The 24,862-nt window shown below is 67.9% G+C and carries 26 protein-coding genes; 15 read left to right on the plus strand and 11 right to left on the minus strand.

The features are described 5' to 3' along the window. The first annotated feature begins 350 nt into the window (after positions 1-350). Complete coding sequence (locus DQ384_RS43795; RefSeq protein WP_281274134.1) at positions 351-521, plus strand: DUF2637 domain-containing protein; 171 nt, start codon at positions 351-353, stop codon at positions 519-521. A 173-nt stretch (positions 522-694) separates the two neighbouring features. On the opposite strand, the gene DQ384_RS30665 is transcribed toward DQ384_RS43795, so the two are convergent. Next, positions 695-952, minus strand: coding sequence for a recombinase family protein (locus DQ384_RS30665; protein WP_220183238.1), 258 nt, complete (start codon positions 950-952; stop codon positions 695-697). 318 nt (positions 953-1,270) lie between these two features. After that, positions 1,271-1,732 carry a MarR family winged helix-turn-helix transcriptional regulator gene (locus DQ384_RS30670; RefSeq protein ID WP_114032369.1) on the minus strand — a complete coding sequence of 154 codons (462 nt, stop codon included), beginning with the start codon at positions 1,730-1,732 and terminating at the stop codon, positions 1,271-1,273. Between the two features lie 137 nt (positions 1,733-1,869). Between DQ384_RS30670 and DQ384_RS30675 the strand changes: the two genes are divergently transcribed. Then, a complete protein-coding gene (locus DQ384_RS30675; protein ID WP_114032370.1) occupies positions 1,870-3,303 on the plus strand; it encodes an FAD-binding oxidoreductase in 1,434 nt (477 codons plus the stop codon). 92 nt (positions 3,304-3,395) lie between these two features. Here the strand turns inward: DQ384_RS30675 and DQ384_RS30680 are convergent, their stop codons facing one another. The 3 genes from DQ384_RS30680 to DQ384_RS30690 form a co-directional block, all read right to left on the minus strand. Continuing rightward, positions 3,396-3,761 carry a hypothetical protein gene (locus tag DQ384_RS30680; RefSeq protein ID WP_114032371.1) on the minus strand — a complete coding sequence of 122 codons (366 nt, stop codon included), beginning with the start codon at positions 3,759-3,761 and terminating at the stop codon, positions 3,396-3,398. 142 nt (positions 3,762-3,903) lie between these two features. Continuing rightward, the gene (locus DQ384_RS30685) at positions 3,904-4,740 is read right to left on the minus strand and encodes an alpha/beta fold hydrolase (RefSeq protein ID WP_114032372.1); all 837 of its coding nucleotides are present in this window, start codon (positions 4,738-4,740) and stop codon (positions 3,904-3,906) included. Between the two features lie 22 nt (positions 4,741-4,762). Next, positions 4,763-5,074, minus strand: coding sequence for an alpha/beta fold hydrolase (locus DQ384_RS30690; protein WP_181871510.1), 312 nt, complete (start codon positions 5,072-5,074; stop codon positions 4,763-4,765). Between DQ384_RS30690 and DQ384_RS30695 the strand changes: the two genes are divergently transcribed. Further along, on the plus strand, positions 5,051-5,263 hold the full coding sequence (locus tag DQ384_RS30695; protein ID WP_114032373.1) for a hypothetical protein: 213 nt from the start codon (positions 5,051-5,053) through the stop codon (positions 5,261-5,263). The two genes, DQ384_RS30690 and DQ384_RS30695, sit on opposite strands and share 24 nt — an antisense overlap. A gap of 12 nt (positions 5,264-5,275) precedes the next feature. Here the strand turns inward: DQ384_RS30695 and DQ384_RS30700 are convergent, their stop codons facing one another. Then, positions 5,276-6,154, minus strand: coding sequence for a helix-turn-helix transcriptional regulator (locus DQ384_RS30700; protein ID WP_114032374.1), 879 nt, complete (start codon positions 6,152-6,154; stop codon positions 5,276-5,278). 86 nt (positions 6,155-6,240) lie between these two features. Between DQ384_RS30700 and DQ384_RS30705 the strand changes: the two genes are divergently transcribed. The 6 genes from DQ384_RS30705 to DQ384_RS30735 all read left to right on the plus strand — a co-directional run bounded on the left by DQ384_RS30705 (position 6,241) and on the right by DQ384_RS30735 (position 10,579). Next, on the plus strand, positions 6,241-6,822 hold the full coding sequence (locus tag DQ384_RS30705) for a non-oxidative hydroxyarylic acid decarboxylases subunit B (RefSeq protein WP_114032442.1): 582 nt from the start codon (positions 6,241-6,243) through the stop codon (positions 6,820-6,822). A 15-nt stretch (positions 6,823-6,837) separates the two neighbouring features. Next, the gene (locus DQ384_RS30710; protein WP_114032375.1) at positions 6,838-8,262 is read left to right on the plus strand and encodes a non-oxidative hydroxyarylic acid decarboxylases subunit C; all 1,425 of its coding nucleotides are present in this window, start codon (positions 6,838-6,840) and stop codon (positions 8,260-8,262) included. A 29-nt stretch (positions 8,263-8,291) separates the two neighbouring features. After that, entirely contained in the window at positions 8,292-8,528 is a 237-nt protein-coding gene (locus DQ384_RS30715; RefSeq protein WP_114032376.1) for a non-oxidative hydroxyarylic acid decarboxylases subunit D, read from the plus strand. Positions 8,529-8,620: 92 nt separating this feature from the next. Then, the gene (locus DQ384_RS30720) at positions 8,621-9,472 is read left to right on the plus strand and encodes a patatin-like phospholipase family protein (RefSeq protein ID WP_114032377.1); all 852 of its coding nucleotides are present in this window, start codon (positions 8,621-8,623) and stop codon (positions 9,470-9,472) included. Positions 9,473-9,792: 320 nt separating this feature from the next. Next, positions 9,793-9,984, plus strand: a complete 192-nt coding sequence (locus tag DQ384_RS30730; RefSeq protein WP_114032378.1) for a hypothetical protein — start codon at positions 9,793-9,795, stop codon at positions 9,982-9,984. Further along, entirely contained in the window at positions 9,977-10,579 is a 603-nt protein-coding gene (locus tag DQ384_RS30735) for a hypothetical protein (protein WP_147268949.1), read from the plus strand. The genes DQ384_RS30730 and DQ384_RS30735 overlap by 8 nt, the downstream gene beginning before the upstream one ends. Positions 10,580-10,724: 145 nt before the next feature. Here the strand turns inward: DQ384_RS30735 and DQ384_RS30740 are convergent, their stop codons facing one another. After that, positions 10,725-11,786: a LacI family DNA-binding transcriptional regulator gene (locus DQ384_RS30740; protein WP_114032380.1), complete on the minus strand. Its 1,062-nt coding sequence runs from the start codon at positions 11,784-11,786 to the stop codon at positions 10,725-10,727. Positions 11,787-11,927: 141 nt separating this feature from the next. Between DQ384_RS30740 and DQ384_RS30745 the strand changes: the two genes are divergently transcribed. From DQ384_RS30745 to DQ384_RS30770, 6 genes are all read left to right on the plus strand, one after another. Further along, positions 11,928-13,283 (plus strand): ABC transporter substrate-binding protein, encoded by a 1,356-nt coding sequence (locus tag DQ384_RS30745; RefSeq protein WP_114032381.1) that lies wholly within the window; start codon positions 11,928-11,930, stop codon positions 13,281-13,283. 6 nt (positions 13,284-13,289) lie between these two features. Then, positions 13,290-14,258 carry a carbohydrate ABC transporter permease gene (locus DQ384_RS30750; protein ID WP_114032382.1) on the plus strand — a complete coding sequence of 323 codons (969 nt, stop codon included), beginning with the start codon at positions 13,290-13,292 and terminating at the stop codon, positions 14,256-14,258. Beyond that, the gene (locus DQ384_RS30755; RefSeq protein ID WP_114032383.1) at positions 14,255-15,079 is read left to right on the plus strand and encodes a carbohydrate ABC transporter permease; all 825 of its coding nucleotides are present in this window, start codon (positions 14,255-14,257) and stop codon (positions 15,077-15,079) included. Before DQ384_RS30750 ends, DQ384_RS30755 begins: the two co-directional genes overlap by 4 nt. A gap of 5 nt (positions 15,080-15,084) precedes the next feature. After that, positions 15,085-16,002: an ROK family protein gene (locus DQ384_RS30760; protein ID WP_114032384.1), complete on the plus strand. Its 918-nt coding sequence runs from the start codon at positions 15,085-15,087 to the stop codon at positions 16,000-16,002. Between the two features lie 146 nt (positions 16,003-16,148). Next, entirely contained in the window at positions 16,149-17,309 is a 1,161-nt protein-coding gene (locus DQ384_RS30765) for a glycoside hydrolase family 68 protein (RefSeq protein WP_114032385.1), read from the plus strand. After that, complete coding sequence (locus DQ384_RS30770) at positions 17,306-18,322, plus strand: alpha/beta hydrolase (protein WP_114032386.1); 1,017 nt, start codon at positions 17,306-17,308, stop codon at positions 18,320-18,322. Before DQ384_RS30765 ends, DQ384_RS30770 begins: the two co-directional genes overlap by 4 nt. Positions 18,323-18,694: 372 nt before the next feature. Here DQ384_RS30770 and DQ384_RS30780 read toward each other — a convergent pair whose 3' ends face one another. The 4 genes from DQ384_RS30780 to DQ384_RS30795 form a co-directional block, all read right to left on the minus strand. Then, positions 18,695-20,182, minus strand: a complete 1,488-nt coding sequence (locus DQ384_RS30780; RefSeq protein WP_147268950.1) for a S8 family peptidase — start codon at positions 20,180-20,182, stop codon at positions 18,695-18,697. Positions 20,183-20,738: 556 nt separating this feature from the next. Then, entirely contained in the window at positions 20,739-20,957 is a 219-nt protein-coding gene (locus DQ384_RS30785) for a hypothetical protein (protein ID WP_114032389.1), read from the minus strand. 508 nt (positions 20,958-21,465) lie between these two features. Beyond that, positions 21,466-23,664 carry an ATP-binding protein gene (locus DQ384_RS30790; RefSeq protein ID WP_114032390.1) on the minus strand — a complete coding sequence of 733 codons (2,199 nt, stop codon included), beginning with the start codon at positions 23,662-23,664 and terminating at the stop codon, positions 21,466-21,468. 41 nt (positions 23,665-23,705) lie between these two features. Continuing rightward, entirely contained in the window at positions 23,706-24,827 is a 1,122-nt protein-coding gene (locus tag DQ384_RS30795) for a hypothetical protein (protein WP_114032391.1), read from the minus strand. Between the last annotated feature and the right edge of the window lie 35 nt (positions 24,828-24,862).

The following is a 24,862-nucleotide window of genomic DNA, read 5'->3' on the forward strand; positions in this document are numbered from 1 at the left end:
GAAGGCCGACCTCAGGCCACGCATGGCATTCGTACAGGCGCCGAGCGCGAGCTGCGCCGGCGCAGGAGACCCCGACGCGCTAGGTCCAGATCATCGATCTTCGCGGGTGCTCGATGTATACGCTGGTGTCGGGGACGATGACTTTGCCCCATTCGTCCCAGCGCCTGAGTTCCCGAACCAATGCGTCGGATGCCGAAGACTCAGGCGAAAGCGGCATGGACCTATGCGTCCATCATCGACCACCATGCGCTGCGAGCCTGGGTGCGGGGACTGCAGGCGATGATCGCTTATTGGGCCGGCTCTACTTCGTCCTCACCCGCCAGTTCCTGCTGGGACAGGGGTGAGCGAGGGTGGGAGCTCCTCAAGCAGATCAGTGGATCCGGCGTACCACGACCGCCGGCGTCGTCCTGCTCGCCGCGATCGCGGCAGCGGTCTCCTACGCCCACATGCACGAACTGGTGCTCCGCCACGGAGAGAGCCCGTGGAGCGCGGCCCTGATCCCTCTGTCCGTCGACGGCTGATCGTCGCCGCTTCGATGTCGCTGCTCCTGGCCAGCCGACACGGCTCCCGTGGCGGCCTACTGCCATGGACACTCCTGGTGGTCGCCAGCCTGGCCAGCCTCGGCGCCAATGTCGATTCCACGACGCCACGCTGTCTACCAGCGGAAACTCATACACCACCCCGTGGACGCAACTTAACAGCCGCCCGAACACGTCGTTCCAGTCGTCGACGGATCGTCCAGGCCGACCAGGACGCCGCAGCCGGACAGGTCTGTGAGGATCTCGTTGGCCGTGGCCATGTCGCGGGCGAACCGGTCGAACTTGGTCACGGTGAAGACGCTGCCGTCCCACACGGCACCGAGGGCCTGGTCGAGTCCGACGCGGTTGCGGCGGGTGGTGCCCGAGAAGGCGCGGTCGGTATAGACCCGGTCCTGGGGGACGCCGAGGGCCAGGAACTGCTCGGTCTAAATGATCACGTCTTGCCCATCGGTCGAGCAGCGGGCGTAGCCGACGCGGGTTCCGTTCACGCCTGCAAGGGTTCCGTATAGCCCCCCTTCATCGGAACAGTTCGCGGGACACCTATACGGAACACCCTGATCTGGGACAGCGGTCCGGCCGGCTGGTGTTCTGGTGGGGGATCTCTTTACGGAACACCAGTTCATACCAGACATCCAAGCCTAGGCCTTCACCAAGGCCCAGTACGAAGATCGAGAATTTGGTACATGCGTCGTGCCGGGTTGGTCGTAAATCGATAACGAGAGGCCCGCTGCCTAGCTTTTTTCGAAGCGGATGACCTCTTCCAGCACCATGCGCATTTCGGCGATCCGATCCCGGCCAAGGTGCTGTGCCCACCGTCGCTCGATTTCCCCGAGGATTCGAGCGGCGGCGACCTGGGCCTGCGTTCCCCGTTCGGTCAGTCGGATGACCTTCGCGCGGTGGTCGTCCGGATCGGTCGTCCGCTCGACGTAGCCGTGCCGCTCGAGCTCGGTAACCACCTCGCCGAGCGCCTGCTTGGAGAGCCCTGAGCGTTCGGCGAGCGCGGTCAGTCGCGAGCCCTCGGCGTCGATGAACCGGAAAACGGCGCCGTGGCTGTAACGGATGCCCTTGAATCCCTCCTCATTGAGCCTCCAGTGCAGCTTCGCGAGCGTGACGTCCTTGGCCTGCGTGAACAGGGCGGGAAGTGGGATCTGGCTCACACCTTCGTCGCCCTGCCTTCCGGCGCGTGTCGTCATCCTGGGGCGCCCTCTTTCCGCCGTGATTGGTCAGGGGACTTGACAATACCGCGCCCATTGATAGTACGGTTACCTTACTATCTGCGGCCGCTCTGGTTGGTCGCGTATCCCATACCGGCAACCCATAGGGAATGATCATGAGCAGTTCGGACCCACAACGCTTCCAGCCCGTCGGCATCGACCCAGCCGAGGTCAAGGCCCTGGCCAAGCGGGTGAGAGGCCCGGTGCTCACACCCGAAGACGAGGGCTACGACACAGAACGGGCCGGGTACCAGCTCGCTCGTCAGCATCGGCCCGACCTCGTGGTGGGCGCGACCGGAACCGCGGACGTGCGGGCCGCGGTGGAATTCGCGAGAAGTCACGCGCTCCCTGTGGCCGTGCAGGGCACCGGGCACGCGTCCGCCGGCATCGCCGGTGAGGGCGGAGTGCTGATCAACACCACTCGGATGACGGGCGTCCGGTTGAACCTCGAGGCGAACACGGCCTGGGTGGCAGCCGGCACCCGATGGGACGAAGTGATCCACGAAGCCGCGCCCGCCGGGCTGGCGCCGCTGTCAGGCTCCTATCCGGGCCTTGCCGTGGTGCCCTACACCCTGGCCGGAGGGCTCAGTCTGCTCTCCCGGCGCTACGGCTACGCCGCCGATCACGTGCGTAGCATCGACGTCGTCACAGCGGACGGCCGGCTGCGCCATGTCACCGAGGAGTCCTGCCCGGACCTGTTCTGGGCACTACGTGGCGGCCGGGACAACTTCGGTGTGGTGACCGGCATCGAGATCGGCCTCGTGCCGATCACCACCCTCTACGGCGGATCACTGCAGTTCCCCGGCGAATCGGCCGCCGAGGTGTTCGACACCTACCTGCGCTGGACGGCCACCGTGCCCGACGAGATGAGCTCGTCGATCATGCAGATGTCCTATCCGGACATCCCCGCGTTCCCGGAGGCACTGCGAGGCCGACAGGCCGTCAATATCCGCATCGCCTACGCCGCGGACACGCTCGACGACGCCGAGGGCCTGGTCGAACCGTTACGGGCACTCGGCCCGACGAGCGACACCCTCGGCCAACTGCCCTACACCGAAGCCGGGTCCATCTACGCCGATCCGCCCTCTCCCGGATTCATCGAGGCTGGCACCGCCCTGCTCGGCGCGCTCGACACCACGGCGGTACGCACCCTCCTCGACCTGGCCCCGCCCCACGCACCCGTCCCGCACATCTTCGAACTGCGTCACCTCGGCGGCCGGCTCGCGCTCCCCCCGGCCGTCGCCAACGCCGTGGGCAACCGGGACGCGCGATACCTGCTCAACGTGGTCTCGCGGCTGGAACGCGCGGACATCACCGAAATCCGGCCGGCACACAAGCGCATGCTCGAAGCGCTCGCCCCGTGGAGCACCGGCGGCCGTCTCCTCAACTTCATGAACGGCGAGGACGCCGCCAAGGAGGTGCGCTCAGCGTACGAGCCCAAGGATTACCAGCGCCTCACCGAAATCAAGGCCGTCTACGATCCGGACAACACCTTCCGGCTCAATCACAACATCCCACCCGCCGACCCCCGAAACCCTAGATTGGCCTGAAGGCGAGAAACTCCCACCGAGACCAGACCTGGTGAGCTCGCCTTACGACGTCCAGGCCCGTTACGCGATCAACGCGGATCCGGTTGGACGGGCTATAAGGTCCATCTACTGAGACGTCTGACGATCCCGCTCTCGGCTGCCCGCATCTGATCACGAACGTGGTCACCACCGACGCCACGGTTCCCGACATGCAGGTGACCGAGCAAATCCATGCCGATCTGCACGAAGAGGTCTGCATCTGATGGCGAGACCTTTCCTGTGGGTTTCCCGCGCCCGTCAACGCCTATGACGAGGAAGCCGCCATGTACGGACATGGCACCGATGTCCTTGGCGATTTTGACCTGGTCACGCTTCTCGGACAGCTTCGATGAAGTTTTGAAGTCGAGGGTGGCGTACTCAGTCTCCCAAGCGAGCAGCTCATGCAGCTTCTCACTGTTGACCACCGGCGCAAGCACCACAGGTCCGAACGAATCGTTCAGCTCCGCCGGATTAGGTTAACGCCAACGTCGGGCAATCCCCACTCGTCGAGTTCCAGGGTGGGACGGGACCGTACCGGCAGATGACGGCGGGACCGTACCGGCGGGACCGTACCGGCGGGCCTCAGCGGATGGTGCGTGCCGCGTCCTCGATGACGTCCTGGACCTTGCCGACGCGGGAGATCATCGACAGGTGGGACGCGTTCACCTTCGTGATGGTCGCACCCGCCCGCTTGGCCATGAACTCCTGTGCGGCAGGGGGCAAGGCGCGGTCCGCGGTGCCGATGACACCCCAGCTGCGGATGGTGGCCCACGCGGGCCGGCCCGACGGCTCGTCCAGCGCGGAGGCCGCGAGCGGACGCTGGACGGCGGCGAGCCGGGCGGCCTGGTCGGGCCGCAGGTCGCCCGCCAGCACGCCGCGGAACCGGGCGGGCTTGAGGCAGGCGTCGACCACGCCGCCGGCCGAGGGGACGAAGTCGAGCGCGTCGGGGCCGACCCGGCTGCCCGGGAACTGCGCCGTCAGCCCGTTCAGGGTGTCGCCCTGCGCCGGAATGTAGGCGTCCACGTAGACCAGCGCCTTGACGTTGGGGTTGCCGGCGGCGGCGTTGGTGGTCACGAAACCTCCGTAGGAGTGCCCGACCAACACGATCGGTCCCTGCACGGTCTTCAGGTAGGCGGCGAGGTAGGCGGAGTCCTGGGCAACGCCGCGCAGCGGGTTCGGCGGCACGGCGACGGTGTACCCGTCGCGTTGCAGGCCGCCGACGACACCACTCCGACTGGAGCCGTCCGCCCACGCGCCGTGGACCAGCACGACGGTCGGCTCGGCCGTGGGATGACCGTCGTGCCCGGCGGCGGCGGAGGCGGCCCCCGCGGCGGGGACGATCGCGGCCACGACGACCAACGCGACTCCCAGCACTGCGGTCCGGATGCCTTGACAACGGGATCTCTTGGATGACTTCATGATTCTTCCTTTCGAGGTCGGGTCAGAAGCCCTGGCGGCGGAGCCACGAGAGCGCGAAATCGGCGATCTCGCGCCAGCCGTGGTCGAAGACCAGGGAGTGGCCGCGATCGGGGAACGACTGGTAGTCGGTGACGGCACTCGAACCGCCGTACAGCTCGTAGGCGGCCTTGGCGACGACCTCGGGAACGGTGTGGTCCCTGCCTCCGCCGATGACGAGCAGCGGTCCGTCGGAGCGGAAAGCTGCTCCCCCGGCTTCCGCGGCTGCCCGTTCATCAACGCCGCGGCCGAGTACGCCGACGCGGAGCACCCGGTGCGGCAGGTCGTACGCGCGCACCGGATCTGGTTCAAGCAGACCATCGAGGACATGCTGCGCGAGATCGGCGTCGTCGACACCGCCGACGTGGCCGACCAGTTGGTGATGCTGCGGGACGGCGCCATGGTCTCCGGGTATCTCGGCGACCCGTCGACCGTCGCCAGGGCGCTCTACAACGCCGGAAGCGCGGTGATCAGGCGCCAGAGCTGAGACGCGCCGCCGTCAGGCGCCGGCCGCGCGGAAATCCGTGGGCGTGCGGCCGGTGTGCCGGCGGAAGAACTTCGTGAACACCGTGGCCTCCGGGAATCCCAGCCGCTGCCCGATCGCACCGGCGGGCAGGTCCGTGTGGACGAGCAGGCGCTTGGCCTCCAGCAGAACGCGGTTGTCGATGTAGCCCTTGGCCCCGACGCCTGCTCCCGCCTGGCTGGCCCTGGCCAGGGTGCGGACGCTGTACCCGAGCCGGGTGGCGTAGTCCTCCACGCGGTGGCTGCGGGTGAAGTCCTGCTCGACGGCCGACTGGAAGCGGAGGAACGCCTCCCCTCCCGCGACCGGCTCGCCGTCCGTGCCGTGTACGACCGCCAGGCGCAGCACGAGCGCGGCGAGCAGATGCCGCAGCACCTCCACGTGGCGTTCCTCCTGTCGGCCGCCCCAGAGCGCGTACTCGTGCTCCAGCAGGTCGAGCAGCCGCCACAGGCTGCCACGCTCCACGTCCGTCGGAACCGAAGCCGGACGCCACACGCCGCGGTCCGTGCCGGCCTGCTCGGCCGTGGCCTGGTCGAGAAAGCCGGGCAGGAACAACACGACCCGTCCGCCGGCCGCGTTCAGCGGAGAGTCGTATCTCTGCACCTGCCCCGGCCGCACCCACAGCCAGTCGCCGGGGCGCAGCACGTGGTCGGCGAAGTCCAGCGAACAGCGCAAGGTCCCGGACCGCAGCGCGATCAACACGTGGAAGTCGGGTCGCCTGAGCGCGTACGGGTCGACGCCGTGCCCGAGCGCCCTGGCCAGCAGCCCCGGGAAGCCGAGCACTTCCACACCCGGCGGCACGCCGACCGCAGCGCGGTAGGGCAGCGTGACGATCGGAGCGTGTCCGTTTCTGACCATCACTTGTCTCCAGCACTCCAGTTCTCAGGCATCGAACAACCATAACGTCAAAGAAAACGGACCGAAAAAGTCGAGGAGTGGTGATCGTGCGGCTGATCGTCGGTATCACTGGGGCGACGGGCGCGGTGTTCGGCATTCGCCTGCTCGAACGCCTGAGCCGGATGCCCGACGTGGAGACCCATCTGGTGCTCTCCCGCTGGGCCCGCACGACCGTGGAACTGGAGACCGGGCTCTCCACCCGCGAGGTGGGCACGCTGGCCGACGTGGTACACGCGCCCGACGACCAGGGCGCGACGATCTCCTCCGGCTCTTTCCGCGTCGACGGCATGGTCATCGCCCCGTGCTCGATGAAGACGCTGGCGGGCATCCGGGCCGGGTACGCCGACAGCCTGATCAGCAGGGCCGCCGACGTCGTCCTCAAGGAACGTCACCCGCTGGTGCTGGTCCCCAGGGAGACCCCGCTCAACGAGATCCACCTGGAGAACATGCTGGCGCTGGCGAGACTCGGCGCGCGCATCGTGCCGCCGATGCCCGCGTTCTACGACCGTCCATCCACAGTGGACGACATCGTCGACCACATCGTCGTCCGCGTGCTTGACCAGATCGGCCTGACCGCACCGGATGCCAGGCGATGGCCGGGCATGCACGCCACCCGAACCGGCTTCTGATCCGGAGGAACCCTCATGCCGTACGACGACTTGCGCAGTTTCCTGCGCGTACTTGACGAGCAGGGGCAACTGCTGCGCGTCACCGATGAGGTTCTCCCCGAACCCGACGTGGCGGCCGCGGCCAACGCGGTCTCCCGGATGGGCGGCAGCGCGCCCGCCCTGTACTTCGACAACATCAAGGGCTTCACCAGCGCCCGGATCGCCATGAACGTGCACGGGTCGTGGGCCAACCACGCCCTGGCACTCGGGCTGCCCAAGGAGACCGGCACCGAGGAGCAGATCCGGGAGTTCGCCCGGCGCTGGGACCGGTTCCCCGTCAGGCCGGAGTGGAGGGACGCTCCGCCGTGGGCCGAGAACACCATGACCGGCGCGGAGGTCGACCTCTTCCGGGTGCTGCCGCTGATCCGGCTCAACGACGGCGACGGCGGTTTCTACATCGACAAGGCCGCGGTCGTGTCCGAGGACCCCGACGATCCTGGCAATAGAGGCAAGCAGAACGTGGGCATCTACCGCATCCAGGTCAAGGGTCCCGCCAGGCTCGCGCTGCAGCCGGTGCCGATGCACGACATCGCACTGCACCTACGCAAGGCCGAGGAACGCGGGGAGGACCTCCCTGTCGCCATCGCCGTCGGCAACGACCCGGTGATCTCCATTGCGGCGGCCACCCCCATGCGCTACGACGAGAACGAGTACGAGCTTGCGGGGGCGCTGCGCGGCGCGCCCGCGCCGATCGCCAGGGCGCCGTTGACCGGACTGCCCGTGCCGTGGGGCAGCGAGGTCGTCGCCGAAGGCGTGATCGAGGGCCGTCAGCGGGAGATCGAGGGACCGTTCGGCGAGTTCACCGGCCACTATTCAGGTGGCAGGCGACTGCCGGTGATCCGCGTCGACCGCGTCTCCTACCGCACCGACCCGGTGTTCGAGCACCTCTACCTCGGCATGCCGTGGACCGAGATCGACTACCTGATCGCCGCCAACACCTGCGTCCCGCTGTACAAACAGCTCAAGGCCGACTTCCCCGAGGTTCGCGCGGTCAACGCGACGTACACGCATGGCCTCGTCGTGATCGTGTCGACCGCCAAGCGGTATGGCGGCTTCGCCAGGGCGGTTGGACTCCGGGTGCTGAGCACCCCGCACGGGCTGGGCTACGCGTCCACGGTGATCATGGTGGACGAGGACGTGGACCCGTTCAACCTTCCGCAGGTGATGTGGGCGCTGTCCACGAAGATGAACCCCTCCCACGACCTGATCACCGTCCCCGCCATGTCGGTCATGGAACTCGCGCCCCAGGCGCAGCCCGCCGGTATGGTCGACAAACTGATCATCGACGCCACCACCCCGGTGTCGCCGGACAATCGCGGCAACTACGGCAACCAGGTGCGCGATCTGCCCGAGGCGGCCGCGTGGCTGACGAGGCTGCAAGAACTGGCCGCGAACCGCTGAACCCACCCCCCGCCAAGGAGGTTGCCGCCATGCCGGAGATCTGCCCGCGCTGCGCACATGACACCATCGACCTGCTGTTCGCCTCACCCGTCGCGGAGGTGTGGGAGGTGGTGCGGTGCGCACGCTGCCAGTACTGCTGGCGCACCAGCGAACCCGCGCGACGAACCGAGCGCGACGCCTATCCGGAGAGCTTCCGGATGACGGCCGAGGCCATCGCGAACGCTCCTGAGGTTCCCTCGATCCCGCCGTCGCGCGTCACGCCATGAACGACATCATGCGGACGTTGGCTGCCGCCCCTGCACCGCCCGGTTCGACGTCTTGCCCGCGCTCATAGTTCACCAAGGAAGGACCACAACTCATGAACCGACACAGCTCTCACGGCGAGACGACCTCCTTTCACGCGTTGGTGCTGGGAGGCGGCGGGCCGGTCGGCGCGTCGTGGATGGCGACGCTAGTGAACGGACTGGTGTCCGCCGGAGTGCCGCTTCCCGAGGCCGATGTGGTGCTGGGTACCTCAGCCGGAGCGGTCGTGGGCTCCTGGCTGACGATGTCTCCTGAAAATCTCGCCGCGGTCCCCGGACACATGCGCGAGCGGGCCGCCCGGCACGCCGGAACCGCCCAGGCCGGACAGGGCGACAAGGCTCTGCTGCGACGCATGGCCGCGGCGCACGGTAATGACCCGCGTGCCATCGGCCGGGCCGCGCTCGCCGCGATACCGCCGATCTCGGCCGAGCAGGCCGAGGGGTTGTGGAAGTCAGCTCTGCCGGACGGGCCGTGGCCCGACCGGCTCGGCATCTTCGCCGTCGACACGGACACGGGAACCGCGCGCCAGTGGACGGCTCAGGACGGCATCCCCCTGCCCGTCGCGGTGGCGTGTTCCACTGCCGCGCCCGGCGCCGCGCCCCCGGTCGCGGTCGGCGACTCCGTCTGGGTGGACGGGGGCGTCCGGTCAGGCACCAACGCCGACCTGCTCGTCGGCGACGGTCCCGGCCGAGTGCTGATCATGGCTCCCATTCCGTCCCCCAACCTCGCGCGTGAGGAGGCGATCCTCACCGAACGCGGCCACAGCGTTCGCGTCATCGTCTCCGACTCCTTCATCACCAAGCCCAGCGACGCGCTCGACCCGAACTTCATCGACACCGCGATCGCGGCGGGCACGAAACAAACGGCCGACCTCGCCGCGAAGCTGGCGCAGTGGTGGCAGAGCTGACGCCAGGCCGTCAACCGGAATCCGCGGCCGTCCGTTCCCCTTTCCGCCAGACTCCGGGCGGGCTGCCGTGGTGGCGGCGGAAGGCCGCGGCGAAGGCGAACGGCGAGGCGTAACCGACGGCCTCGGGCGCTGCGCGCCAGGCCTCCAGCCCTCGATGGGCCAACTCGCCGAAGGTGTCGGCATCCAGCTCTCCCGGCTGGACGTTGATCTGGCCCGCCCTCTACGGACCCGTCCCCGCGAGCACTTGAGCCGTCGTCAGCAGGCAGGAAATCGGCGCAGTCAGCGAACCGCGCTATGTCAACGAGGGCCGCTGGCAAGACATGACCCCGGACTACTTCGACCGCCCAATGGAGGAGGGCGCGCACCTCGTCGGCTCCTCGGACATCGCCCAGGAGATGAACCTGTTCCTCGCCGTGATGGCGTACACGACCGGCAAATTCATCGACGACACCTGGTTCACCACGCCAGGGGTGCTCTGCCGTATCCCCGCCGGGGCATGGGCCGATGACTGATCAATGGGAGTTCCTCCTCGGCGCGGGAATGGGACGCGGATTCACCGGCACCTGGATCGAGTCGGGCGACGCCGACGCCGTGGCAGCCCTGCTCGGCGCGGATCTCGCCTCTCGCCGGCACTGCGACCTCGAGACCGCCATGGCCCACTACCTGCCGATGGGCTTCACCCAACGGATCTGGGCCGGCCTCCACGCCGACGGCTGGACACACGTCCTGACCATCAGCGGCCCGCCCCCGGTGATCACGGGCCTGACGGAAGCGGGCCTGCGTTTCCTCCAGATCCGCACCATGGACGCCTACGTCCACGATCTCTTCACCAGCGATGGCGTCACGACCGCCTGGGTCACCCAGCGGTGGTACGGGGAGGTCGCCGCCGAGCCCGGCTCCATGGTGGAGCCCTACCTTCGGGAAGTCGGCCGGCCCTCGGTCCCGGAGGTCGCGCGCTCCCGGTCCTGGATCACCGAGCCCGAGGGCCACTCGCGAATCTGCCTGGAGACCTTTCTTTTCCTCACCGGGCGCATGAGCGGCCGATTCATCGACCGTCAATGGCTAGGCGAGAAGAGGGCCCTCTACACCGTCCCGCTCAGCGGGTGACGACGATCTTGCCGATGCCGCGCCGGTCGGCCAGGTCGATGACGTCTTCGAGTTCGCGCGGTGATCATGTCAGCCTCTCCACGTGCCCGCCCACGATGGCGTCGACCGCGCCGCCGGGTCGACGCGGTGGTGGCAGGGGCGCCGGTCAGGTACCCGGTGGTGTGACCGACTCTCGGAGGCGGATGGGCATCGGCACGCGATGCACCTCGCCCTCCACGCCGTCGTCCTCACGGTCACGGCCCATCTCGGTGAACAGCACGTCGACGGCCTTGCGGCCGAGTTCGAAGTGGGGAAGGGCCACGGTCGTCAGCTGGGGGCGCATCCACGAGGCGATGGGGTGGTCGTCGAAGGACACGACGGAGACGTCGGCGGGCACCTTGAGCCCGAAGTCGTCGAGTGCCTGGTAGGCGCCCAGGGCGACCCGGTCGTTGAAGCAGATCAACGCCCGCGGGCGCTCCTTCCGCAGCAGTGCCCGGGTCGCGGCGAGGCCGTACTCCGGTTGCCAGTCGGGGCAGACGTGGCCGCCCGCCGGCTTGACCCCCGCGTCGGCGAGCACCTCGCGAATGCCGATGAGCCGTTCGACGGCGGCGACGCTTCCGCCCGCGGGGACGTTGCGCCGTCCGGGGCCGGCGCCGATCAGGTGGATGCCCTCGCGATGGCCGGCGTCGAGCAGAGCCCTCGCGGCGACGCGTCCGGCCTCGATCTCGTCGGGGATGACCGAGGGCAGTGGTGTCGGCTGCCTGGGGAGGGCGTTGAGCAGGACGGCGGGGGCGGCCGCCATGCCCTTGGGCACCCTGATGGTTCTCGTGTACATCGCGGCCAGGATGATCCCGTCCACCTGACGGTCGTGCATGGCCTGCAGCAGGAGCCGCTCGAGTTCGGCGTCCCCCTCCGTCTCGCCGATGAACAGCATGAAGCCGCGTTCCCGCGCGGCTTCGAGTGCTCCCTTGATCATGTCGCCGGCGAGCCGCGACGTGGCGACGGTGTCCGAAATAAAGCCGATAGTCCGAGTTGTACCAGTTCGTAGGCCTACGGATACGATGTTCGGCCGATACTGCAGTTCGGTCGCGGCCTTGAGGACACGCTGCTCGACATCCTGGGAGATGCGTAGTTCCCGGCCGCGTCCGGATAGCACGAGCGACGCGGTGGTCGGCGAGACGCCGGCGATCTTGGCGACGTCCGCCAGCGTGACCCGTCGTGGGCTCACAGGGTGACCTCCTGCGATGTGGGGGTTGACACCCCGCGACACGTGTGATGAGACTATCGCACTGCTAATCCGATTTAGCAACCTGAGTCCTGGGGCATCCGGTGTGTGCCGGCGAGTCCCCTAGCAATCAAGGAGACGCAGATGTCGCGTCGAACTCGCTGGAACGGGGCCGCGCTCGCGGTCGTGATGGGAGGGACGCTGGCGGCGGGCTGCGGGGCGCCCGGCGGCGACGCTCCCCAGCCGGAGGCCCCCAGCGCCACCCTGGCGACCGCGCCGACCTGCGGCACGGCACCGGTCACGCTCAACGCCTATGTCGAGACCGGCTTCCCCCTGCCGAAGGAGCTCAGCTCCGAGTTCTCCAAGCAGCATCCGAACGTGAAGTGGAACATACGCGAGGACCAGTTCGCGGTGATCACGCAGAACGCGCCGCGCGTCCTCGCCGACGATCCGCCGGACCTGATGCGGCTTCCCCAGGTGTCGGAGCTGGTGAAGAACAACCTGCTGAAGAACCTCGACGGCTACGCGAAGGCGTTCGGCTGGGACTCCTGGCCCGCCTCCCAGCTGGAGCAGATGCGCATGACCCCCGGAGGCAAGACGCGCGGCGAAGGGTCGCTGTACGCCATGGGGCTGAACTTCAGCATGACCGGAGTGTTCTACAACAAGAAGCTCGCCGCCAAGATCGGCATGTCGTCCCCGCCCGCCACCCTGGCCGAACTGGACGACGCGCTCGCGAAGGCCAAGAGCGCGGGCATCACCCCGATCGCCCAGTTCAACGGCGGGGCCACCGGCGGTCTCGCCTTCCCGCTGCAGGACCTCATGGCCGCGTACGGCCCCTCAGGGCCGATCAACGACTGGATCTACCAGAAGCCGGGCGCCACGATCGACACTCCCTCCAACCTGCAGGCGACGCGGCACCTGGAGAAGTGGATCAAGGCCGGGCACTTCTGGAAGGACGTCAACGCCGTCGACTACGCGACGATGATGAGCCGTTTCATCAAGGGCGATGGCCTGTTCATGTTCGACGGCGACTGGGAGTCGGGGAATCTCGACAAGCAGATGCCGGGCGACGTGGGCTTCTTCCTGATGCCACCGGCACAGCAGGGCGGCAGGCAGGCCGCGATGTCGGCGCCCCTCGCCTTCGGGATCAGCTCCAGGGCGAAGAACGCCGACTGCGCGGCGTTCTTCCTCAACTGGGTGGCGACCGACCCGAAGGCGCGTGAGATCGGGGTGAAGGTCGGCGGGTCGCACCCGATGGGCCCGGCGGACGCCCCCATGCCGGAGGTCACGAAGGGCACGGTCACGGCGAGCACCTTGGAGGCCGGGGCGAAGATCGCCGAGGACGACGGGGCGATGGACTTCATCGCCAACGCCACCGGCGCGATCTACGCCAAGAGCTGGACTCCCCAGTTGCAGAAGCTGGTCGCCGGGCAGCAGACCCCCGAAGAACTGCTGAAGTCGGTGCAGAGCGACTACACGAGCCAGGTCGGGGGGAGCTGAGCACCGATGACACGGCCGACTCCCGACAGCGTGGTCGATCCCCCTGCGACCAGCCCCGGGCCGGCAGCCGTGACGAGGAAGCGGGGCCACGCCCGCGCGGCGGGGCTCCGTACGCCGCGGTGGGTCGGCTGGCTCTTCGTGGCCCCGGCACTCGGCGTCTACGCGGTCTTCGTACTGCGCCCGATCGCGCTCACCGTCCAGTACTCGATGTACCGCTGGGACGGCATCGGCCCGTCCACGTGGGCCGGACTGGGCAACTACGCCAGGGTGTTCACCGACCCCGACCTGTACGACTCCATCCTCAACGCGGTCAAGCTGATCGTCTTCTTCAGCGTGATCCCGGTCGTGCTGGGCCTGATGAGCGCTTCGACGATCCGCCGGATCGCCGCGAGCCGGCTCGCGCTGGTGGGGCGGACGGTCCTGTTCCTGCCGCAGGTCATCCCGCTCGTCGCCGCCGGCATCGCCTGGAGCTGGCTGTTGTCGTCGGCCGGACTGGTCAACCAGCTCCTCACCTCCGTCGGGCTCGGCGGCGTGGCACGCGCGTGGCTGGGCGACTTCTCCACGGCCCTGCCGGCGGTCGGCGTGATCGGGGCGTGGGTGCTGCTCGGCCTGTGCACGATCCTTCTCCTGTCCGGCATGAGCAAGATCGACCCGGCGCTGTACGAGGCGGCCCGGATGGACGGGGCGGGGCCGCTGCGCGAGTTCCTCTCGATCACCGTGCCCAGCCTGCGGCAGGAGATCGGCGTCTGCGTCACGGTGACGGTGATCGCGGCCCTCGCGAGCTTCGACATCGTCTACGTGTCCACGCAGGGCGGACCGGGGAACGCGACCATGGTCCCGGGGCTGGAGATCTACTACCTGGCCTTCTCCGAGCGGCAGGTGGGCATCGCCTCCGCACTGGCCGTCGTGCTCATGGTGCTCGTCCTCGTCGTCGCCCTCCCCATCCAGTGGCTCACCAAGGACAGGTCCTCATGATCGTCGGACGCCGGGAGACGTGGACCGGAAGGCTGCTGCTCGTCCTGCTGATGGCGGTCACGCTCATGCCGTTCCTCAGCCTGTTCGTCACCGCCCTGCACCCGTCCGGCAGCTATCCCTCGGGCCTGGAGTGGCCGCGCGATCCGCAGTGGGGCAACTTCGTCAAGGCGTTCCAGGCGGCGCGGATGATAGAGCTGGTGAAATCGAGCACGCTCATCGTGCTCGGCGTGGTCCCCGTCGCGCTGCTTCTCGGGACGATGGCGGGTTTCGCCATCGGTCACCTGCGGATGGCGGGACGGAACGTGGTGTTCCTGGCGTTCGTGCTCGGGCTGACGCTGCCGTTCGAGGGCATCATCACGCCGCTGTACTACCAGGTGCGCGACATGGGACTGCTGAACACCCGGTGGGCCATCATCCTGCCGCTCATCGGGCTTTTCATGCCGTTCGCGGTCTTCTGGATGCGGGCGCACTTCGTGAACATGCCCGACGAGCTGTCGGAGAGCGCGCGGATGGACGGCGCGAACGTGTGGCAGCTCTTCTGGCGCATCCATGTGCCGCTGGCCATGCCGGCGCTGTCGTCCCTGGCCATCCTGCTGTTCCTGTGGACGTGGAACCAGTTCCTCCTCGCGATCGTCCTCGTCGACGACCCGCTGAAACGGACGATGTCCGGTGCCCTGGGCGCCTTCCAGGGCCAGTGGGGAACCGACATGCCGCTGCTCTGCGCGGGGTCACTGCTGATCCTGGCCCCCACGCTCGTCATCTTCCTGATCTTCCAGCGCCGCTTCGTCACGGCTCTGCTCCAGGGCTCCCTGAAGGGGTGACGCGCATGGACGGAAACGCACCGGTCTACGGGGGGATCGAAGCGGGCGGGACGAAATGGGTGTGCGCGGTCGCCGACGCCGGGGGAGGCGTTCTCACGACCGAGGTGATCCCCACGACCACGCCGGAGACGACCATCCGCGCCGCGGTGAGGTTCTTCGAGGACCGCCGACCGCTCGCCGCGATCGGCATCGGCACCTTCGGCCCGGTCGATGTGCGACCGGGCTCGCCGACGTACGGCCGCGTCCTGGCCACGCCCAAGCCGGGCTGGGCGCACGTCGACGTCGTCTCCCCGCTGCGCGCCACGCTGGGCGTACCCGTCCGCCTGGACACGGACGTCAACGCCGCGGCGCTGGGGGAATGGCGGCGGGGAGCGGGCGCGGGGCTCGGCACGCTCGCCTACATGACCGTGGGCACCGGCGTCGGCGTGGGAGCGGTGGTGAACGGCGGGCTCGTGCACGGGCTGCTGCATCCCGAGTTCGGCCACATCCGCGTCCCCCACGACCTGGTCAGGGATCCGTTCGCGGGGAGCTGTCCGTTCCACGGCGACTGTCTCGAAGGGCTCGCGTCGGGCGAGGCGATGCGCCGGCGATGGGGGCGTCCCGCCGAGCATCTGGACGACCCGTCGGTGTGGGAGCTCGAGGCCGAGTACGTCGCCCTCGCCGTCCTGAACCTGACCTACGCGCTGTCGCCCGAGCGGATCGTCGTGGGCGGGGGCGTCGCCAAGAACCCCGCGCTGCTTCCCGCTGTGCGGGCGCGGCTGCTCGCCCTCGCCGCCGGCTACCCGGGGGAGCCGGTGCCCGTCGATGCCGCGGCCATGGACGAGTACGTCACCGGACCCTTCCTCGGCGACCGCTCGGGAGTGGTCGGAGCCGTGGAACTCGCACGCGCGGCGCGGCCCGCGCCGAATCCACCCGTTCTGTAGGACGCGCGGGGAACGCCCCGCGCGGTCGAGTTGGAGGTTCTTCGAATGGCTCCATGGGGGCGGCGAGACGGCACGCCCGGACCGGAGGCCCGGCCCGGCGCGTACGAGGCGCTCGCCGGCGGACGGCGACGTGACGGGGGGACCGCGTGAGCGGCGAGCCCGCGCGCTGGACGCGGCGGCACCTCGCCGGGCCGGCCGGTGGTGCGGCGACGACGGCACCGGTCATCGGCCTTCCGGCGCCGCCGCGCGTGCTGCCCCACGACGACATCTGGGATCTGTGGCCGATCCAGGAGGAGGACGGCTCGACGTCCGTGGTCCAGGGCCGCGAGCTGTGGATGGCGCTGTCCGCGCCCGCCCTCGGCCACCCCGAGGAGCGTCACGACCGCGCCCGCCTCCGGCTGCTCGCCAGGGACGGCGACGGCTGGGCCGACCTCGGCCACGCCTTCGCCGACGGAGCCTCGCCGGGCAGCCGCGAATGGTCGGGATCGGCGGTCCGCAGACCGGACGGCACGGTGTCGGTGTTCTACACGGCCGCGGGGCGGCGCGGGGAGGCCCGCCCGACGTTCGCCCAGACCGTCGTCGAGGCCCGGGCCCGGCTGGTGACCGACGGCGGCAGGGTGCTGCTGGACCAGGCCGCCGCGCACCGGGAGGTCCTCCGCTCGGACGGTGTGACGTACCTGCCGGCCGACGAGGTCGAGGGAGGACCCGGGCGGATCAAGGCCTTCCGCGATCCGGGTTGGTTCCGCGACCCCGCCGACGGGCGCGAGTACCTGCTCGTCGCCGCGTCCGTCGCGGCGTCCGCCGACGCGGACCACGCCTTCATGGGCGCGGTGGCCCTCGCCGCCGCGACACCGGGAGGCTGGTCGCTGCGGCCGCCCCTCCTCGTGGCCGACGGAGTCAACCACGAGATCGAACGGCCGCACATCGTGGCGCACCGGTCGTGGTACTACCTCTTCTTCTCCACACAGCGTCACGCGTTCCACCCGCCGGGAAGCGCGCCTACCGGGCTCTACGGCTTCGTCGCCCCCCGCCTCACCGGGCCGTACACACCGCTCAACGGCTCGGGCCTCGTGCTGCGCAACCCCGCGGAAGAGCCCGACCAGGCGTACGCCTGGCTGGTCCTGCCCGACTTGAAGGTGGTGGGCTTCCTCAATTACCGCTCCATCGGAGGGCCGGATCCGTGGAAGGCCGCGCCCGCCGAGGCGAGGGCCGCCTTCGGCGGGACGATCGCGCCGGTTCTCGAACTCACCCTGGACGAAGCCGCCACCTCTCTGGTCGTTCCCGTGTCCCCGGGAGCAGGGCGTTGAGCAGGTCGCGCGGCGCGGCGGCGGGACTGCTCGGGGCGGCCGCCGTCGCGGCCGTCGTGGCGCGTCGTCGCCACACGCTCTCGGCCGTCGCGCCGGACCTGAGGACACCGGCGCTGTGGCTGCCGCTCCCGGTCACCGGCAGGCTGAGCCTGACCCTCGCCCGGCGGCTCTCGCGCCGCACGACGCACCCGGCCGCGGGGGTGGCGGTCACGCGGCACGATGTCCCCGGCGGACGGGACGCCTTCGTGTACGAGCCGCCCGGCCGCCGGCGCCCCGGCGGGGCGCTGCTGTGGATCCACGGGGGCGGCACGATCCTCGGCCACCCCGAGAGCGACCACGAACTGTGCGGCCGGATCGCCCGCGACCTGCGGATCGTGGTGGTGAGCGCACGCTACAGGCTCGCTCCGGAGCATCCGTTCCCCGCCGGGTTCGACGACTGCTTCGCCGCGCTGCGCTGGCTGCACGACGCCGCCCCCGCGCTCGGCGTGGACGGTGCGCGCGTCGCGGTGGGCGGGGCGAGCGCCGGTGGCGGCCTGGCGGCCTCGGTCGTGCAGAAGGCGCACGATCACGGGCTGCCGGTGGCGTTCCAGCTGCTCCTCTATCCCATGCTGGACGACCGGACGGCCCTGGTGCGCGACCATCGGGGGCGCGGCAGGATCGGATGGACGCCGCGCTCCAACAGGTACGCCTGGACCTGCTATCTCGGCCGCGGGCCGCGCGTCGCCGAACCCCGCCCGTACGCCGCGGCGGGCCGCCGGGAGGATCTTCGCGGCCTGTCGCCCGCGTGGATCGGCGTCGGCGACCTCGACCTGTTCTACGCGGAGAACCTGCGCTACGCCGAACGGCTCGGGGCTGCCGGTGTGCCGGTCGACCTCGTCGTCGAGCCCGGCATGTACCACGGCGCCGACTTCGACCACCACGCGACCGTGCCGTCCATGCGCGCGTTCCGCCAGGGCATGCTCGACGCTCTGGCCGCCGGGCTCGCGCTCGGCCCGGCGGCCGGGCGGTCCTGAGCAGCGGGCGCCGGGCGACCCCGGACGGTGCCGCTGGGCGTAGGCGGCCGGCGCTCATCGGCGAGGGGTTCTGGGAACGCGAGCCGACGCCGGAGGCCGCCCGGCCTCGCGCTGTTCAGGGCATCAGTGAGCTCTTGCCGGCATGCGGATGCCGGCCACGTGATGGGGTGACCGGCATTCGCATGCCGGCGGACGGCCGGGGCCTGCGCCTCGTCCAGGACCTGGACGAGGCGCAGGCCGTCTTGCCGGCGGACGTCTCCGGCGGCGGCCGCTACGGGCCGACGCACTCGTACAGGCGGAGGGCCGTCTTCTTGAGCCGGGCGTCTGTGCCCGTGGCTATGCGGTGCTCCTCGGCGACGCCGATGGTCCTCTTCAGCGTCGTGCCGCCGTGGACCCTGTTCGAGTGGGCGCGGGAGTGGGTGCCGCGCTGGACGTGGCCGCGGAGGCCGGGGACGTGGGGTCCGGGCTCGGGGTGACGGTGGGCGCCGGGGTCGTGGGCGGGTCGAGCGAGAGGGCGGCGGCGAGGTCGATCCGCTTGGTGGTCACCGTGGTCCCGCCGCTTCTGTAGGTGATGTCCTTGCCGCTGGTCCGCAGCTTCTCGACGAGTTCCTCGCCGGGCAGGTCCTGGTTGGCCTGGCGGACCAGCGCGAGGGCCCCGGCGACGTGGGCCGCGGCCACTGAGGTGCCGCTCAGCGTCCTGTAGGTGTCGCCGGGTACGGCGGACCTGACGGCCACGCCGGGCGCGAAGAGGTCGAGAAGAGGGCCGCGGTTGCCGAACGGGGCGGGGCGGTCGTGGTGGCCGGTCGCGCCGACGGCCACCACCGAGGAGATGCAGGCGGGGCTGGCGACGCCGTCCGCGTGCCGGTCGTTGCCCGCCGACACGACGGTGGTCACGCCGAAGTCCTTGAGCCAGAGGATCTCCCACTTGAGAGCACCGTACGCGGGGTCCTGGTCGCAGTGGACCTTGTGCTTCGGGCCCACGCTGAGGCTGAGGTTGGCCGCGACGACGTTCAGTCCCGCGTGGACCTGGTCCACGTATTGCAGCGCGAGCTTCTGGTCGGAGGTGAAGCTGAGGAAGCACGGCGCGGAGGTGGCGAGTTGCCGGCAGATGGGGCCGTTGAACCGGGAGTACACCTGGATCGGCAGGATGCCCGCCTCCGGCGCGACGCCGTCGGAGGGACCGGTTCCGGCCTTCTTCCCGGCCGCGATGCCCGCGACGTGCGTCCCGTGGGAGCACCTGAACGTGCCCTTGACGACGCATTTGGCCGTCTTCGCGTCGGCCGCGCCCACGCCGATCTGGGACGGCTGGCCGTTGGGGCACAACGAGTCGGCCTGGTAGAGCGGGTCGGGGTCGGAGGTGGAGAAACAGGCCTCGCGTACGATCCGTCCGGCGAAGAACGGGTGATCCCGGTCGATTCCGGTGTCGAGGATCGCGATGGTGAAGCCCTTGCCGGTCCAGCCGGCCTTGTTGGCCCTGTCCGAACCGATCAGCTTGGTGCCGGCGTCCAGCGTCGGCTTGCTCAGCTCGTCCCTGTAGACGGACTTGACCATGTCGTGGGCCATGGCCGCGGCGAGGGTCGGCTTGTCGATGGTGGCGACGAGGAAGTCGCCCGAGCTGGTCTTGTCGATGACCGTGGTCTCGTCCGAGGCCGCTTCGAGGGCCTCGGCCACACGGGCGACGTAGCCCCTTACCTCGACGATCGCGCGTACCTTCTTGCCGTTTTCCACCTCGGCCACGAGGTTCGCCGCCACGGCCGGGGCGGCGGCGGTCGTGGCCTGGGCCGGTGTCCCGGCGGTCAGCGCGGCCGACGCGGTGATGGCGAGCACAGCGGTGCCCGCCAGTAGAGACCGTAGTCTCACTGGTCCTCCGAGGGGAGAGGGACCCGTCCTGGAGCAGGACGGGTCGAGGATCGGACGCCATCGGCAGGTGAAGGGAGCTGAACTGCGGAAATGCGCAGTTACACCATCGCCTTCATGCGTCGATGTCGGGAAATATCCCTATGCGCGGTTGAGCGCGAGGCTCAGAGTAGTGATCAGCACCGACGAAAAGCCGCGAGGCCGCAGGAGCTCAAGGCGTTCCGCGTGGTCTCCTGCGCGCCTGGGAACCGGTGACCGGCACGTCCTGTCCCGGGGCGCCCGGCGAGGGCCGGGTGATCCTGGGGCGACGGTGCCGTGTCCCACGCTCGGGTCCGGCGGCCGTTACAGAGGTGGGCAGGCGCCGCGCGGGAGCGTGACGAACTGCTCGGGGCGCCAGACGCCGGTGGCCGCCGCGCCGGAGACGGTGTTCGTGCCGGTGACCGGATGGGCCAGCGGCTCGGTGATCGTCGCGACGACGCGGCCGGGCCGGACGGCGGTGGGGACGCTCGTCAGCGTGCGGATCCGGTCCGCGTCGAAGCGTCCGTGGTGGCGGCCGAGGTCAGGATGCGCTGGACCCAGCCGCGCCGGTGTATGCCCCGACGCCCGAGAAGGGGTCGTCCACCGGAACCATCGGCATGGGGGCCGGCGTCGGGGCGGTGACGTCGTTGTCCTGCTCGACCGCCTGCCACAGCACCGCGCTGCTGCCGGTGATCTGGCTGCTGCGCGAGTCGAAGGTGGCAGTGCCGTTCAGCGTGTCGCCGTCCTCGGCCGCGCTCACGGTGATCGGCTGCGGGATGTTCCAGTTCTGCGGGGTGAAGGTCAGCGGCGGACCGGCGCTGAGGTCCGTGTCGCCGGAGACGCGTGGATCGCCGAGACCGAAGCCCGGCGTAAGGCCGAGCGGCTACGCCTGGACAGGATCGTCACCACCATGCCCAAACGACTCACCGAGGAGGAGATCGCGGCCATGACCGAGATGCTCGGGGACATGAGAAGGCTGCTCCGCAGTGCCGACCCTCAGGACAAGGGACAGGTGTACGGGCAGCTTGGGCTGCACCTCACCTATCAACCGGCCCAGAAAACAGTGATCGCCCGAGCTGAACTCGGGCGATCATGTAGCAAAGTGTGTCCGAGGGGCGACTCGAACCCTTCGCCCATCTCCTCAGCGCCCAACCAGACCCGTGGCTGAACGTCGAATGACGAAAGGTTGTCCTCAGGGCGCAAGTGCGACGACGCGCCAGAGCCAGCATCTCAGGCGGCAACGAGACCACCCTATAGGCGCCCATGTACTAGAAGGGCGCATCCTCGTCGGAAGGCGCCGTCGGGAAGAGCTCGCCCTGGGATTGCGACTCAAAGCCATCCTTCAAGCGAACCCAGCTGGTTTGGTTTCCACCGCTTCCAGCTCTGCGCTCAGACACCCACTGGTCAGGGTAGAGGCGGTCGAGCGCCTCCTTGACAAGGTCCATTCCCCACTGGCGGCCATCATCAATCCGTTTGGCATGATCGGGTGCCTTTTCCGCGAGCAGCCAGCCGATTCGACCCCACTTAATTCCCTCTGTGGTTCTAATCTTGTCTTGGAACTCCTGCTTGTCGCGCAGATGCACAATCGCGATGGCTTTGTCGTCCGCGCCCGGTGGTGCGGAATCCTCCTCAGCGGTAGCGATTGCCGATTCCTGTGGGTTGGTCGCCGCCAGGCTCGCCGCAGCGGCCCATGCCTCTTTTCGCCGCTCATCGAGGTGCGCCTTAGTCTCGGCGGCAAAGCTATCTGCGGCCTCCATCGAGTACCCCGGATCGATCTGCTCGTAGGAGTCATCGAAGCTCAGGACGCGGACGGGAACCGGATAGGGGCGGGAATGTGTATCAGTTCCTGGAGCGCTGGACCAGAAGATGCCGCTACCGACAAGTGGCTCGTTGAGCAGAGTAGCCAGGAGATCGTCTGAGAAGTGGGCGTTCGCCTTCTTGAGAGCATTGAGGTCTCCACCAGACAGCAGGTGGAACACGAAAAAATTATCGCCCTGGCTGAGCAGTTCCTGTGGCAGACTGCCTGGCTGTTGCGTGATGAGCAGCGCGCCGAGATCGTACTTGCGACCTTCTTTGACCCAGGAGACGAACGGACCCTCCTCGTTCTGGTTCGAACCACCGAGGACAGACTGGGCTTCTTCGATCACGGCGATTGTGGGAATGGTCTTGGGCTCGGCCTCAGTGAACTGTGTCTGGTTATGCTCAAAAATGTCGCTGAGGATGACACCAGCGAGCTGGAGTCCCTGTTGTCCCCGCATTTGGGAGATGTCTACCACACAGAGCTTCCCTTGGCTTAGGCACTCCTTTAGGGCACTTAGCAGTTGACTGGCTGGGTCGTGAAGGGAATTGACCACCCGCGTCATGTTGCCAATGGCCGCCATCGTCTGCGCTTCGTCGTTCTTCGGGAGGTCAAGGAGCTCACGAACCCGAACCTGATCGGCTCCGAACTTTTCTGCGGCGATCAGGTCCACCAGCTCAGCCCACTTGACGCCATTCAGAGACTTGAGCTTGACCATATTTTGTTGGTCCTGCTTTTCGGGAGGCAGCGCAATGCCTAGAACCCGCGCAGGGGAAAGCTCCTTGATGTTCAACTTAACGCCGTTGACCACAAAAGACTGGTAGAACGGACTTGGCCCCTTGCGGTTGGTGAAGACGACTAGCTTGTCCTTCAGGTGCGGGACGTCGCACAGACCAGGCTTGCCACGGTGGTCAGGCCAGAAATATTCGCCGTCAGGATCGAAGATCACGGTTCCGACGTCTGCCTTCCGCCCGCCGCGACGATCAACTGTGGGCTGGTGCTCATATAGTGCAGAGAACAGTAGTTTGACCAGGTTGGACTTACCGAAGCCCGCGCGGGCAAAGACAAAGCTGCGTCGAGATACAAGTTTGTTGATCTGAAAGGTCGGCATGATCGCCGGATGCTGGACCACCATCCAGGAACTGTCGCCGATGCGTCGGTCATCCCCGGCATAGACGAATTCGCCGAAGGAGAGGTACCCAATTGGCACTGCTCCGCCATCGGTATCGTTGGCGTTGGTCACCTCAGCTAGCAGATCGTCCGTCAGTAGCGCGACCTGGGCGCCGACGTGCGGTAGACGCCGATGGCTGGGGACGAAAATGTACTTGTCCCCATCCCGTCTAAGGACGCCAAGGATGCGAATGTCGACCTTATATTTAAGGTAGCGCTCGCGTAGTTCATCGGGGATCGGCCTCTGATCCCGAACTGCGCGGGTGGCGTAATCCTCTCCAATTGGAGAAACCAGCCGGCCTTGCGAGGCGATGGTGGTGATTCGACCGAGAATCGCTTCTCGTTCGTGCTCGAGTTGCACGAGGACGAACTGACCGTGCATGGCCATCGTCTGGAAGTCGTCGTGATGCGGCAGAACAAGGTCGGCGTGAAACTCCATGCCGCTTTCGGCGAAGCCGCGGAAGGTGCCGACAACCTTGTCACGATCGAACAGGCTCATTATTGTGTCATGCTCCGCAGAGGTCGGGAAGGTCGGGGGAATTACTCATATCGGCGCGCGGCAACATCGGAGGCCAGCCGAAGTGCATCTACCACTGGTGCCTTAGTTTCGCCGACCTGTTCGCGGATGGCATCGACGAGGTTGTCCTCGATAATGTCCAAGTCTATGTCGGCAACACGAGAGAAGCTGTCGGCCTGTTGAATGCAGTTAGGGTAGAAGGGGATCGGAAACCCGGCTACGGCGTCGGCTTGCAGGTAGCCGAAGATTGCCTGAGCATCCTTATCCTGCCGGGACATAATGTCCACTGTCCATATCGGATCGCCCGAATATGGGCCGAAGCGGACAAAGTGCATCGATCCAAAGTTGAACTTTGGATCCTCGCCTACACCCTTATCGTCAACATCGCGGGTGTACTCGTCCCACTGGTAGACATCCAGCATCTGCTTGGGCACCTTAACGAAGCACGGAGTGCCATTGTCGAGGACGGCAGAGAGGGATATCGCTAGACGATAGTACTCCAGCACTTGAGTCTTCTTCGCCAGCCCCACCAGCCACACTCGACAGCGGTCGCGCTCCCAGGTCTGCATAATCGCTTCGTGCATCAAATGGCCCATCTGCACGAAGTAGTCTTTAGCGAAAATTTTGCTCCGCAACAGACCATCACGAACAATGAGGGTGTCGGTGGCGTAGTCGCGATGGCAGATCAGGTCATACAAGGTGGCCCACTCGCAAAGATCTCTGAAGACGAGTACCCAGCTCGATGACTTACCTGACATCATCGGGGACAGCTCTTTGAGAGTGGTGACACCGAGTCCATTCATCAATTTGCCGAGTGCGGTACGCGGAGACCCGTCGGCATTGAATTGACGCCGGCCCAGCTCTTCGATGTCTGAGAGGGGAGAGACTACTTCCAGGCACAGTTCTTTGCCCTTGGAGTCAACTACACGTACTACTTGCAGGTAGAACGGGTTGAAGGCAACCTTATTATTGCCACCATCCGAGGCCATCAGCGCCACAGACGTAGCGGATCGGGGCTTGATCACCTTCACGCTGCCAGCCAGGGACTTCGCTTCGGCGACAAGCTTGTCCAATTCCACGCGGCCGGCCTCTACTTGATCACCGATCTGGCGCTTCAGTTCCTTGATCTGATCGGCGTCGAACATGCGTCCCCCCGCGCCATGCGCTGTCCAGGCGAGTA

The sequence above is a fragment of the Sphaerisporangium album genome, from assembly GCF_003323745.1.
GTDB classification, from domain to species: domain Bacteria; phylum Actinomycetota; class Actinomycetes; order Streptosporangiales; family Streptosporangiaceae; genus Sphaerisporangium; species Sphaerisporangium album.